Consider the following 12,744-nt stretch of genomic DNA (forward strand, 5'->3'; position numbering starts at 1 on the left):
ATGATTTCCACCTGCTGTGGCAGTCCGCGAATTTCTTTTGGCCCGGTGTCGGTTTTCCCGGATCAGCGCCGTCCTTGCCGGGTAACGTCTTTTTTGAAGGGAGTTTTCAAACCATGTCGGACCTGATGGACACCGTCTTGATCGAGCGCACCCGCGCGCTCATTCCCGATGACACCGTCGAGCAGAAGCGCATGTTCGGCGGCACCTGTTTCATGGTCAACGGCAACATGCTGGTCTGCGTTTCCAAACGCGGCCTGATGGCCCGTGTCGGCGCGGACCAGGAAGAAGAAGCCCTCTCCAAGCCGCATGCCTCGCAATGCCGTCCGACCGGACGGCCGATGCCCGGCTTCATCCGGATCGAGCCGGACGGCATCGAAACGGATGACGATCTGAAGGACTGGGTCGAGATGGCGCGCGCTTACGTTTGCGCCCTGCCGCCCAAGGCTGCGAAACCGAAAAAGGCGAAAGCCGGAAAGGCCGCCCAATGACTTCCGCCGGATTTGAGCCGGAGACATTCCGGTTTCTGGAAAACCTTGCCGCCAACAATTCCAAGGAGTGGTTCGAGGCCAACAAGGTGGACTATCAGCGCGCCATCAAGAAGCCGGCGGATCAGTTCCGGCCGGCGCTACAAGGGGCGCTCGAAGAGCTTACCGGGCGCGCGCTTGCCTCCAAGCAGTTCCGCATCAACCGCGACCTCCGGTTCTCCAAGGACAAGACACCCTACAACACGCATATCCGCATGGCTTTCTGGCCGACCGGTACCGCGTTTGAGGGCAAGGATGCCCAACCGCCCAGCTTCTTTCTGTCGATCGAGGCCGATCACATCCGCCTCGGCACAGGCTGCATGGCGTTTTCAAAGCCGGTGCTCGGCAAATATCTGAGTGCGCTGGAAACCGGTGGCGGCGACGAGGTCGCAGCGCTGCTCACCCAGTTGCAGAAGAAGGAGTTCGAGCTTTCCGAGCCGGATCTTGCCAAGGCACCGCGCGGCTTTCCCAAGGACCACCCCCATGCGGAGCTGGCCCGGCACAAGGGCCTGGGTGTCTGGAAAACCTTGCCGGACCCCAAGGCGGTTCTCGGGAACGGGGCCGTTGCCGCGCTGGTGGAAAGCTGGGCGCCGACCCTGCCTTTTTGGCGATACTTGTTGGGTTTGCAGGAAAGAACTTGAACCAAAGCGCTTTGAGACCTATCACATCGGCATCTTCCTTTCAGCCGAGATGAGTTCCGATGGCATCCCCCAAAGATCTGGCCAAGCGCTTTCCAGAAGACTTCCTGTTCGGCGTGGCCACCGCCGCCTATCAGATCGAGGGCGCCGCAGCCGAGGACGGGCGCAAGCCCTCGATCTGGGACGCCTTTTCGAAAATGCCGGGCCGGGTCTATCGGGGGCATTCGGGTGACGTTGCCTGCGACCACTATCACCGCTGGGAGGCCGATCTCGATCTGATCCAGTCGCTCGGGGTCGATGCCTACCGCTTTTCCATCGCCTGGCCGCGCATCCTGCCGGACGGCCGGGGCCAGGTGAACGAGAAGGGCCTGGATTTCTATGACCGGCTGATCGACGGCATGGTGGCGCGCGGGCTGAAGGTCTATCCGACGCTCTACCACTGGGACCTGCCCCTGATGCTGGCCGGCGACGGCGGCTGGACCGCGCGCAGCACCGCCGAGGCGTTCGCGGACTATGCCGGTATCGTGGTGAGGCGGCTTGGCGACCGCATGGATGCGCTGGCGACCATCAATGAACCCTGGTGCATCTGTCACCTCAGCCATCTTTACGGAATTCATGCGCCTGGCGAAAAAAGCCCCGAGGCGTTCGCCGCCGCCCTGCATACCCTGAACCTTGCCCATGGGCTCGGCGTAAAGGCTGCCCGTTCAGAACGCCCCGATCTGCCGATGGGCATCGTTCTCAACGCCTATTCGATCTATCCGGCCTCCGAAGCGCCCGAAGACAAGGCCGCGGCTGAGCGGGCGTTCGAGTTCCACAACGGCGTCTATTTCAAGCCGCTCTTCGAGGGCGCCTATCCGGAAGAGTTCCTGGACGCCTTTGGCACATCGATGGACATCCGGGACGGTGACCTTTCGACAATCAACCAGCCGCTGGACTGGTGGGGCCTGAACTATTATACGCCCTGGCGCGTGCGCGAGGACGGCGACCTGGAAGCCGATTATCCGCAGGCCGTGGCCGTACCGCCGAATGGCAGCGTTCCCCAGACCGATATCGGCTGGGAAGTCTATGCACCGGGTCTTTCGGATCTTTTGAAGGATCTACATGTCCGCTACGCCCTGCCCGACTGTTACATCACCGAGAACGGCGCCTGCTACAACGACGAGCCTGAAGGGGGCGTCATCGACGACCAGCGCCGGATCGATTATCTGGAAGGCCATTTCGGCGCCGTCGCCGACGCGAAAGACGCCGGCGTGCCGGTCAAGGGCTATTTCCTTTGGAGCCTGATGGACAATTTCGAATGGGCCGAAGGCTACCGCATGCGCTTCGGCATTGTTCACGTCGACTATGACAGCCTGGTCCGCACCCCGAAGGCCAGCGCGCACTGGTATCGGGAATTGCTGGCGGCGCGGTAGGTTTGCCGTATCCGGACATCCTGCGGCGTTTGCCCCCAATTCAGCGTCATCCTGAGGAGCCGCGTGAGCGGCGTCTCGAAGGACGGGCCACTTGCTATGGAACTTGAGGCCGGTCCTTCGAGACGCGCGCAAGCGCGCTCCTCAGGATGACGACGGAATTTGTGGCAGTTTCAGTCACACCCTGACCAAATTCGCTAGGATGATCTCGCTCCAGACCCGCGTCGGCGGGATCCAGGCGGTCCAATCATTGTAATTTCCGGAAAAGATGACGGCGGCGATATCGGCCTTGGGGCAGATCCACAGACGCTGGCCGCCATTGCCGAAGCCGGCGAACCAGTCCGCGGGCCCGCCAAGCGCCGGTACCGGGGCCTGACCGCAGAACCAGGAATAACCGTAGTCCGGGCCTTCTCCAGTGGCGATTGCCGGCCGTAGCGAGGCCGTCAGCCAGGCTTCGGGGACGATGCGGTGGTCCTGCCAGACGCCGTTGCCCAGCAACAGCCGGCCGATTTTCAGAAGGTCGGGCGCGGTCAGGCGCAGGCCGGAGGCCGGCGAATGGGTGCCGTCCGGCCCGGCAGACCATTCGAACGTCTCGATCCCCAGAGGGCCGAACAGGACCTCGCGCGCGAAGTCCGGCAGTTTTCTGCCCGTACCCCGCTGCAGGATCTCGCCGACCAGCGCGGTGGCACCACCGCTGTAGATCCAGCGTGTGCCCGGCTCCGCCACAAAGGGCCGCTCCAGAATGTAGCGATAGCGGTCCGGCGCCATTTCCATGGCGATTTCGCTGTTTTCAGGATCTGTATAGGGGCGGGTCTCGTCCCATTCCATGCCGAGCGTCATGGTCAGCGCGTGCTCGATGGTCAGGCGTTGCCGCTCCGGATCGGTTGCCAGGTCCGGATAGTCCGGAAACAGCTCCAGGAGCGGCGTGTCCAGCCGCGGCACGTCACCGCGTTCCAGGGCAATGCCATAAAGCAGGCTGACGATGCTTTTGGAGACAGAGCGCAGGTCATGCAATGTGTCGGCGGCAAACGTCACTTCGCCGATGGACCGGCCCCAATTCTCATCCGGGCCGCTGCCATAGCTTTCCAGAACCGTTTCGCCGCCCCGTTCGGCCAGCACGACGTGAAGATGCGGCAAAAGCCCCGCCTCAACACCTGCGCAGAGCCTGCGCCCGATCGCCGTGTCGAAGCCGCGCCGTTCGGCGGCAAGCGCGTGTGGAGAGAGGGAAAGTTCGCCAGTTGAAACCATCGCCTGAAATTCCTGCTGGTAAATCCATGGGTAGAGTGATTGGTTTCAAAGCGAATTGCGACCGATTTCTGCCCCAAAAGTTTTTGTCCTACATCTTGACCTTCCTCCTGCTGGAGGCCTCAATTAACGGTGGGGGATGTCAGTATGGTCGACCGGGAGACACGCGCCTTGGATCGCAGAACGTTCTTGAAAACATCCGTGGCCGGATGCGCAGCCACCCTGTTGCCGACTTTTTCTCTGGCGAAAGCCGCCGACGGTTTTTTCGAGCTGACAGCTGAAAAAGGCCAGGCCCGGCTCTATGGCCCGGATGGCGGGCTCTCCGACCTCTGGCTCTATAACGGCCGCCTGCCCGGCCCGGAAATTCGGGTGAAACGCGGCGAGCGTGTCCGTGTCCGGTTTAAGAACGACCTGGACGAACCGACCTCCGTGCACTGGCACGGCATCCGCATCGACAACAAGATGGACGGCGTTGCCGGTCTGACCCAACCGGCAGTGAAGCCCGGCGAAAGCTTCGACTACGATTTTGTCGCGCCCGATGCCGGCACGTACTGGTATCACGCCCATAACATGAGCTGGAACCAGGTGCCGCGCGGGCTTGCCGGTCCCCTGATCGTCGAGGAGGAGGAACCACTCTTCACTCCGGAGCGTGACATCATTCTGATGCTGAGCGACTGGCGGCTCGACGAGGACGGTGTTCTGGACACGGAAAGCTTCGGCGCCATGCATGATTTTTCTCATGCCGGACGCCTCGGCAACTGGCTGACCATCAACGGGATCTCCATGCCGGAGATCCCTCTGCAGCAGGGCCGCTGGCATCGTCTTCGCCTGATCAATTCCTCTGCTTCAAGGGTCCTGGACATCGCCCCATCCCGCTTCGGCGCCAAGGTCATCGCGCTGGACGGCCAGCCTTTCGAGACCCCGCGCGACATGGACGGTAGGCTGCGTCTGTCGCCGGCACAGCGCATGGATCTGGTGATGCGGCCGGAAACAGCCGAAGACATCCCCTTCGAGACTATGACCGGCAAGCCCTTCCGTTTCGCGACCTTCAAGATCGGCGCCGGACAGGGGGACGACCTTCCGCTAAAACAGCCCGCAATCAACAGACTGCCGGAACCGGATCTCACCGCGGCCTGGGAACTGCCGCTGGTCATGGCCGGCGGGGCCATGGGCGGCATGCGCGCGCTGATGGAGGGCCGCACAAGGGACGAGCTCAATCAGATGATGCAGGACGGCCTGTTCTGGACGCTGAACGGCAAGGCCCGCATGGACGACACGCCGATGTTCACCGCCAAACGCGGCGAGACCATTCTCCTGGAAAGCCGCAACGACACCTCCTTTGCTCATGCCATGCATCTGCACGGCCATCACTTCCGCGTGCTGGAGCGCAACGGCAAGAAACTGGAGCACCCGGACTGGCGCGATACTTTCACAGCGGAACCCCAGGAAACCGTCAAGATCGCCTTTGTCGCCGACAACCCGGGCAAATGGCTGATCCACTGCCACATGCTGGGCCACGCGGCCTCGGGCATGATGACGTGGTTCGAGGTGGGGTGAAGATCAGCCGGAAATTCTAGGCTGTAGTGACACATTGACGATTGGCAGCGCCGCCCGAGAATTGGGTCATTTCAAGGAGCATGGAGGACGGACATGCGGGGCATATTCGACGACATGCGACGCGGAAATGACCCAATTATCGGACGGCCCCTTCGGGGTTGGGCCAGGATCGTCCCTGAAGGCGTTGGAAATGCTCGAAAGTGCGCTGCACTTCCTTGCGCTTTCCGCCTGTTCAGGAACGATCCTGACGCCAACGATGCCAGTCGTTAATGTCTCACTACAGCCTAATTTCAGAGATTTAGATCCGGATCCATTCGTTCGTGCAATATGCGAACGATGATCAGAACCGCGTTCGTCTCTCGAAAATAGAGAACATGTTTACCCGATTTCGCTTTCCGGTATCCGGGGCGGACATGTTCAGCGGACTGACTAATCAATTTATCCCGAGCTAGAGCCTGGCAAGACGATTTCAGATCCCGCACATATTGGACAGCCTGTTGTCTGCCCCAGAGATCAACGGTGTATTGCCAGATCTCGTTTAGATCCTGTTCCGCAGCCGGTGTGAACTGCAGGCGGCGCAAGGGTCAATCCGCTAATTTGCGTTCAAGGAAAGCGTCGAAGTCGAAATCGTACGGTTCGCCGGAAGCCTCACCTTCTTTCAGCGCAGCGCGCACCTGTTCAAGCCGCGTTTCCTGCTCCTCGAGCAGCCTCAGGCCTGCGCGGACGACATCGCTCGCGCTCGCGTAGCGCCCAGAGCGGATACGCTCATCAACGAAGTCCGAAAAATGATTTCCAAGGGAAATGGAAGTGTTGCGCGGCATGACTGGCTCCTAAAGGGACAGTACCAAAAATTGGTACTGTCCTCAAGCGTACGATCACACCGCGATCGGCGCCGCGATGTGCGGGTGCGGGTCGTAGCCCACCAGCTCGAAATCCTCGAACCTGAACGAGAAAAGGTCGGTGACATCCGGATTGATCTTCATCTGCGGCAGCGGGCGCGGCAACCGCGTCAGCTGATCGCGGGCCTGGTCGAAATGGTTGGAATAAAGATGCGCGTCGCCGAACGTGTGCACAAAGTCGCCCGGTTTCAGCCCGGTGACCTGGGCGACCATCATGGTGAGGAGCGCATAGGAGGCGATGTTGAACGGCACGCCCAGAAAGACGTCGGCCGAGCGCTGATACAGCTGGCAGGAGAGTTTTCCATCCGCGACATAGAACTGGAACAGGGAATGGCACGGCGGCAGCGCCATCTCGTCGACCAGGGCCGGGTTCCAGGCCGAGACGATCAGCCGGCGGCTTTCCGGATTGGTGCGGATCATTTGCAAGAGTTTGGCGATCTGGTCGATGGAGCGCCCGTCGGGTGCCGGCCAGGAGCGCCACTGGTAACCATAGACAGGGCCGAGCTCGCCATTCTCATCGGCCCAGTCGTCCCAGATCCTGACGCCGTTTTCCTTGAGGTAACGGATATTGGTGTCGCCGGCGAGAAACCAGAGCAGCTCGTGGATGATCGATTTCAGATGCAGCTTCTTGGTGGTGACCACCGGAAAGCCTTCCGAGAGGTCGAAGCGCATCTGATGGCCGAAAATGGAGCGCGTGCCCGTGCCGGTGCGGTCGCCGCGGTCGATGCCTTCGTCCAGAATTTTCGCCAGAAGATCGAGATATTGCTGCACGTTTGAGGCCCCTGCTCGCCGGGTTTCTGGACTTGGGGTTAATGTGGCAGATTTTCGCAAAAACGCAGCCCTTGTCGCCGACTTTCCCCAGCTTCGCGCTCCCCTCGGAGATCAAGCTGCCGTGAGCCGGCAAAGCAGCCCTCACAACGAATGCCCCTTTCCATTCAGGTTCAAAACCCCTATATCAGGCGTGCTGGTTCGCCAGCTATGGCAATAAATGGTCAGTGCAATAAACCTATCGGACCCGGGGGCGGTACCCGGCGCCTCCACCCAAGCCCATGGGGCTTAAGCTCAAGAAATCTCATGGGTTTCGGCGGGGGCGAAATAGGATCGACGAGGGTGTAAAGACTGCGCTTTTGCTCGGCATTGTACCACCGTTATCGGGCTGTTCTAATAGTTGCAAACGACAACTATGCTATGGACAACGCTGTCGCAGCGTAATGCTGCGCCGGTAGTCCACTAAGTCCTGCTGGTTAGCACCTTCAGGCGGGGTTCGGAGGCACCTGGCAACAGAAGCCTCCACTGATCTTTCCACATTTTGCCTCTGTCCTAGTTACTTCCCCATGGGGTTGCAGCAATTCCGGAGCGATGCGGCACATTAATCTGGGTTCACTTGGAAAAGAGCCTTTTCTTTTTGATCCCGTCCCGTCAATGTGCTGCAGAGAGATGACTTTTCCAGCGAGATTCGAACAAAACTGATGTCTGAAGACCTTCTGCGATACGACATTCTGATTCAGGACGCGCTGCGTGGCGCAGTCAAGAAGATCCTTGCCGAAGTCGGACGCACCGGGCTGCCAGGAGATCATCACTTTTACATCGCCTTCGACACCAACGCCCCCGGCGTGCGCATTTCCCAGCGCCTGAAAGAGCGCTACCCGCAGGAAATGACCATCGTGCTGCAGCACCAGTTCTGGGACCTCGCCATCGGCGAGCATGCATTCGAGGTGGGACTCTCCTTCGGCGGCGTGCCGGAAAAGCTGCTGGTGCCCTTCTCCGCCATCAAAGGTTTCTTCGACCCGTCGGTCCAGTTTGCTCTGGAATTCGATCCGGGCAAGACCGCCGAAGAATTGCCGGAAGAACTTCTGGAAGCCGTGGAAGAGCTCGCCAAGGCCGAACAGGAACAAGCCGACGGCCAGCCGAAGGCGGACGGCCAGGACGACAGCAAGGAAGCCGCCGAAGCGGCCTCCGGCGACAAGGCCGAAACCGCAGCCGAAGCGCCCGCAGGCGATGGCGGCGGTGAAGTGGTCTCGCTGGACGCATTCCGCAAGAAAACCTGATCCGGACAGATTTCGGGAGGGTCCCGTGAGCGCGGAGATCATCAATCTGCGCATGGCGCGCAAACAGAAACAGCGTCAGGACAAGGACAAGACGGCGGAAGACAACCGCCGCAAATACGGCCGCTCGAAAGCCGAACGCGAAGCCGCCCGCAAGCGGCGCGAAGACCTTGAAAGCCATGTCGACGGCCACAAGCTCGAGCCAGGCGACGCGCCCGGCGATGACGCCGACAGCTGATCCAAGATGGCGCTGATCAAACGCTCCCTCTCCCTGCACGGCCACCGCACCAGCATTGCCCTGGAACCGGAGTTCTGGGACGTGGTCGACGGTTATATTTCTTCAGAAAAACGGTCCCTGGCAGGGCTGATCGCCGAAATCGACGACAACCGCGATCCGGACGATCCGCTGTCGTCGGCGGTGCGGGTGTGGGCTTTGAAGCGGGTTCAGTCAGCGGCGACCTAGTCGGTCTTACTGCGCACCCGGTAGAACCAGCGGTCCGCCAACTTCCCGGGTGAGCAGGTCTTCAATCGAAACCGGCGGCTCCAGCGGCGGCAGGCTGCCAGCCGGTTTGGACGCAGGAGCCGAGGCCGGTGCCGCAATGGCGTCCGACCCGGGCGTTTCCAGAACCGCGCGGATACGCTCGGCGAAGGGAGCGGCCGGTTCGGCGGGAACAACGCTGCTCTGCCGGCGCGGCGCCGGAGTGACAGGAGCGCTTTCCTGCGGCAAAGCCGAATTTTCCTGCTCGGTCTGATCCGTCCCGCCTGTGCCGGATTGTTCTTCTTCCAGACGCAAACGCTCTTCTTCTGCTGCCTGCGCCGCCTCCGCGGCAAGACGCGCCCTTCGGTCGGTCGCTTCCCTTTGTGCCTTCAACTCACGCACCAGCCGGTCCCGCTCCAGAATTTCCGCCTGCAGCTTCTCCACCCGCTCGACCTCCTGCTCAAACGCACGCAGGGTCAGGTAGGCGGTGAAGGGCGCGATATCGATGCGGCGCAACGGCGCGTCCGCCGGCCCCTCGAACAAAAGACCCACCTGCGGCTCGGCGCCGGTGACCGCGTCCTCGCCCGGGTCGACCTGCAGCGAGAAATCCGCGTCGAGATCGTAGCTGCCGAGATTGACTTCGGCCGAGCCGAAGATCTCCGCCTTTTCGGAATCGACCACCACGTTGCGGGCACTCAGGCGTCCGCCCACAAGCGTCAGCGTTCCGTCGACGCGCTGGAACGGCAGGCTGCCGGCGGCCATGTGGCTGACGAAGACCTCCCGGATCTTGGCGTCTTCCAGTTCCAGACCCGCATCGACCGCGCGGGTCACCAGCGGGAAGGCCTGCGGGTTGAGCCCCTGGAAGGCGCCGTTTTCCATCGAGAAGGTGCCGCCACCTGACAATCCGGTGACAATCGCGGAAATCGAGCGGCCGGCGCCTTCGAACTCCAGAAACAGGTCCAACGTACCAGAAGCGACGGCGCGGCCCTCCGGCCGCCAGCTGACCTGCCGCAGATCGACACCGTTAAGTTTCACCCGCCCGGACGCGGCCGCCTCCGCCTCGGAGCGGCGGATCGACAGGCTGCCCTGAAGATTGCCGCCGGCAAAGGCACCGCTCAGGCCGTCGAGGCGCATCAGCGTCGGAGAGATCCTCAACTCGGCTTTGGGTCCGGTAATGGCGCTGTCTTCGTCGAGGCGCAGGCGGTCGGCCTGAAACGCCAGGGTCAGATCGAAACCGTCGAGCAATGGAGCGCCGAACGGGGCGACAGGCCACATGCTGCTGCCATCGCCGGCCGCGAACCACTGGTCCGGCCCAAGTACCAGCTCCGACAAGGATCTGAGATCCGCCTGATTGAGCGAGATTTCGCCGTTGAAGCGCCGGGTACGCTCGCTAGGTGCGGGTTCGAGATCTCCCTCCAGCCGGGCCTCAAAGCGGGTCTCGCCCACGGCGCCCTCGGCGCGGCTGACCGCAACCGCACTGCCGACACCTTCCAGGTCGACGGCAAGCTGGGCCGGGATCGTACCGGTCATCACCGGCAACACCCGCCCCGCCATCAGCGCCAATGGGCCGAGATCATCCGTTTTGGCGGTCAGGCTCATCCGGTAGGCGGGATCCGCGTCCTTGGCCAGCGTCAGCGACCCGGTGCTTTCCAGCTGCGATGCGCCGACATTGGCGGTGACCGCGATGTCGAGCCCGTCCTTCGGTTTCCCCGCCGCCGTCAACGACAGCCGCCCGGAACCAGCGGCATCCACCGGGATCACATCCAGACCGAGCTGTTGCAGCAGCTTGCCGCCGTCCGGGCCGTCCAGGGAGACACCCAGATTGATGTCGGCCGCATGCCAGTCGTCGACGCGGCCTTTCAGCTCCGCCGTCAGAGCCGTCTCGGCGCCGCCCGCCGTGCCGTCGAGGCGCAGAGACATATCCGTGCCGCCATCGAGCGCAGCGGCCTGCAGCTGGGCGTCAAACTTGGCCGGCACAAGACTTGCGGCCGCTTTTTCCAGACGCTCGACAAAGACGGTCTCGGGAAAGAGACTGCCGGTCAAGGCCACCAGCCCGGACAGGTCCCGGGCATCCAACGTGCCGGAGACGCTGCCTTCCGGCGCGGAAAAGAGGTTCTTGATCTCACCGTCGACATCAAGACGGGCTCCGGCAAGATCGTTGGCAAACAACCGGTCGATGCGAACGCCGCCATCGGAATATTCCGCTTCCAGTGTCAGGCCCTCGCCTTCCACGCCGCGGGCGACCACCTGTTTGGCGCGCAGGCGCACCGACACGTCGAGCCCTTTCGGGTCTTCGGTAGTGCCGGTTTCGCTCCGCTCAGGCCGGATCAGGGCGGAGAGGCCCTCGACCTGATCAAGATCGAGCCGGTCCGCGTCGAGGCTGAGCGAAAAAACCGAGTTGCCGTTGCGCGGTTTCCGGTAGGCGAGCCCACCGCGGGCTTCAGCCCCGGCAAGTGTCAGACGCAGATTGTCGAGCGCGGCGCCTTCGGGCACCAGGTTCAACCGGCCCTCCAGGGAAACCGGCTCCATGGTGCTGACACCGAAATCCCTTTGCCGCCACCAGCCGAGCAGCGAACCGGGCTGATCGGAACTGATCGAGACGGCGCCGCGATAGCTCATCGCCGGCTCCAGCCCGAGATCCCCCTGGGTTGCCACGGTGGTGCGGCCCGGCAAACGTCCCGCAAGCCGGGCAATGCGCCAGCCGCCCAGCATGGTCTCCAGGTCGAGACGGACATTTTGGATGACACCGCCGCCGGCCACCAGCGCCGGCACATCCATGGAAATGGCACCGTCGATCGAGGGCAGCGGCACCGCGCGCAGGGCATCGACCAATTGCATCGCGGCGGTTTCGATGTCGACCGGCGCTTGCGGCCCGCCACCCAATAGCCGGTCCAGATCGACCTGTTTGGACTTGGCGCGGATTTCGAAGCGTTTGTCGCCCGAATAGGTTAGGTCCGCGTTGCCGGTCATGCTGAGCCGGCGGTCTTCCGGTCCGTAGCGGAATTCGAATTCCGGCACCGAGACTTCGGAGATGGTGGCCCCGAACGCGCCCTCCGCCTGCCAGCTGTTCGGGTCTGTCTCGTCGACGGCAACGGAGGCGATGGTGAAGCGGCCATCAAACGCGGGAGCCGCATCGGCCTCCTGCAACATGCCGTCAAAGGCGAAATTGACCGGCCGGTCCGTCGGGGTGACTTCCCCCTTGATCCGGATACCGCTGTCGTCCCGCGCCTGCCCTGTCGCCATGCTGACCATATAGGGCGCGCCGTTGAGCGTCAGGCTGCCGGAGGCCTTGAAGGGGCCGGCCAGGGTCCGTGCCGAGACGGACAGATTGGCATCGTCGATCCGGTGGGTCTCGCCGGAGCGGGCATCCACAATCGAAAGGGCGCCATCCCGGATGGAGACTTTTTCGAAGGCCAGGTCTTCCGGCGCCAGCTTGGCCAATGCCCCGTCTGACGTCATGGCGGTCAGCCAGTCCAGCCGGCCGGCCTCGTCGAGCGCCAGGGAGAGATGCGGCCGGTCCAGCTCCATCTCAATGACCCGGATTTCACCTTTCAGGAGCGGCGGCAGCTCGACGCGCATGTCGAATTTGGAAACAACCAGCAGCGGGTCTTCCGCTTCGCCAACACGAACATCGGAAAAACTGATCGATGGTGCAGGCAACAATCTGAGGTCGGCTTCGCCCAGAACCGTGACCCGGTGACCGAGCGCGCGTTCCGCATAGACTTCAAACGTCGAGCGATAATTGGTCCAGTCGATAAAGAACGGCCCCACCAGTGCTGCCACCAGCACCAGGATCACGGTTATTCCCAGCGTGATATAAACGGAGTTCAGGCCTTGTCTCCTTGTTCTCCAAAGTCACCAAACAGGTGTACCCGATCGCTGCTGCACTGCAAACACAGTTTTGCCGCCGCCCGACGGCCCTTGCTGAAAGAGGCCACCAGAACGTCAG

At 62.2% G+C, this 12,744-nt stretch carries 12 protein-coding genes and 1 other RNA gene; 8 read left to right on the top strand and 5 right to left on the bottom strand.

What is annotated here, in order from left to right; translation table 11 throughout:
- Positions 1–113 precede the first annotated feature (113 nt).
- The 3 genes from M0H32_RS15165 to M0H32_RS15175 are packed head-to-tail and all read left to right on the top strand — an operon-like array spanning position 114 to position 2,574.
- Positions 114–488, top strand: coding sequence for a TfoX/Sxy family protein (locus tag M0H32_RS15165; RefSeq protein ID WP_248155458.1), 375 nt, complete (start codon positions 114–116; stop codon positions 486–488).
- Positions 485–1,165, top strand: coding sequence for a DUF2461 domain-containing protein (locus M0H32_RS15170; protein ID WP_248155460.1), 681 nt, complete (start codon positions 485–487; stop codon positions 1,163–1,165). Before M0H32_RS15165 ends, M0H32_RS15170 begins: the two co-directional genes overlap by 4 nt.
- 59 nt (positions 1,166–1,224) lie before the next feature.
- Positions 1,225–2,574: a GH1 family beta-glucosidase gene (locus M0H32_RS15175; RefSeq protein ID WP_248155463.1), complete on the top strand. Its 1,350-nt coding sequence runs from the start codon at positions 1,225–1,227 to the stop codon at positions 2,572–2,574.
- A gap of 174 nt (positions 2,575–2,748) precedes the next feature.
- On the opposite strand, the gene M0H32_RS15180 is transcribed toward M0H32_RS15175, so the two are convergent.
- A complete protein-coding gene (locus M0H32_RS15180) occupies positions 2,749–3,819 on the bottom strand; it encodes a serine hydrolase domain-containing protein (protein WP_248155465.1) in 1,071 nt (356 codons plus the stop codon).
- A 222-nt stretch (positions 3,820–4,041) separates the two neighbouring features.
- On the opposite strand from M0H32_RS15180, the gene M0H32_RS15185 reads away from it, so the two are divergent.
- Positions 4,042–5,373 carry a multicopper oxidase family protein gene (locus M0H32_RS15185; protein ID WP_248155467.1) on the top strand — a complete coding sequence of 444 codons (1,332 nt, stop codon included), beginning with the start codon at positions 4,042–4,044 and terminating at the stop codon, positions 5,371–5,373.
- Between the two features lie 290 nt (positions 5,374–5,663).
- Here M0H32_RS15185 and M0H32_RS29730 read toward each other — a convergent pair whose 3' ends face one another.
- The 3 genes from M0H32_RS29730 to M0H32_RS15195 are packed head-to-tail and all read right to left on the bottom strand — an operon-like array spanning position 5,664 to position 7,043.
- Entirely contained in the window at positions 5,664–5,954 is a 291-nt protein-coding gene (locus tag M0H32_RS29730; RefSeq protein ID WP_425607323.1) for a type II toxin-antitoxin system RelE/ParE family toxin, read from the bottom strand.
- Positions 5,955–5,957: 3 nt separating this feature from the next.
- Entirely contained in the window at positions 5,958–6,194 is a 237-nt protein-coding gene (locus M0H32_RS15190) for a type II toxin-antitoxin system ParD family antitoxin (protein WP_248155469.1), read from the bottom strand.
- Between the two features lie 54 nt (positions 6,195–6,248).
- Positions 6,249–7,043 carry a thymidylate synthase gene (locus M0H32_RS15195; RefSeq protein ID WP_248155471.1) on the bottom strand — a complete coding sequence of 265 codons (795 nt, stop codon included), beginning with the start codon at positions 7,041–7,043 and terminating at the stop codon, positions 6,249–6,251.
- A gap of 153 nt (positions 7,044–7,196) precedes the next feature.
- Here M0H32_RS15195 and ssrA point away from each other — a divergent pair.
- The 4 genes from ssrA (at position 7,197) to M0H32_RS15215 (ending at position 8,780) form a co-directional block, all read left to right on the top strand.
- Positions 7,197–7,567, top strand: a transfer-messenger RNA (tmRNA) gene (gene ssrA / locus M0H32_RS15200).
- 174 nt (positions 7,568–7,741) lie between these two features.
- Positions 7,742–8,320 carry an SspB family protein gene (locus tag M0H32_RS15205; RefSeq protein ID WP_248155473.1) on the top strand — a complete coding sequence of 193 codons (579 nt, stop codon included), beginning with the start codon at positions 7,742–7,744 and terminating at the stop codon, positions 8,318–8,320.
- A gap of 25 nt (positions 8,321–8,345) precedes the next feature.
- Positions 8,346–8,555, top strand: coding sequence for a DUF4169 family protein (locus M0H32_RS15210; protein ID WP_248155475.1), 210 nt, complete (start codon positions 8,346–8,348; stop codon positions 8,553–8,555).
- Between the two features lie 6 nt (positions 8,556–8,561).
- Positions 8,562–8,780, top strand: a complete 219-nt coding sequence (locus M0H32_RS15215) for a ribbon-helix-helix domain-containing protein (RefSeq protein WP_248155477.1) — start codon at positions 8,562–8,564, stop codon at positions 8,778–8,780.
- A 6-nt stretch (positions 8,781–8,786) separates the two neighbouring features.
- Here the strand turns inward: M0H32_RS15215 and M0H32_RS15220 are convergent, their stop codons facing one another.
- Positions 8,787–12,626, bottom strand: a complete 3,840-nt coding sequence (locus tag M0H32_RS15220; protein ID WP_345779336.1) for an AsmA family protein — start codon at positions 12,624–12,626, stop codon at positions 8,787–8,789.
- Between the last annotated feature and the right edge of the window lie 118 nt (positions 12,627–12,744).

The organism is Roseibium sediminicola, assembly GCF_023156505.1.
In the GTDB taxonomy this organism is placed as follows: domain Bacteria; phylum Pseudomonadota; class Alphaproteobacteria; order Rhizobiales; family Stappiaceae; genus Roseibium; species Roseibium sediminicola.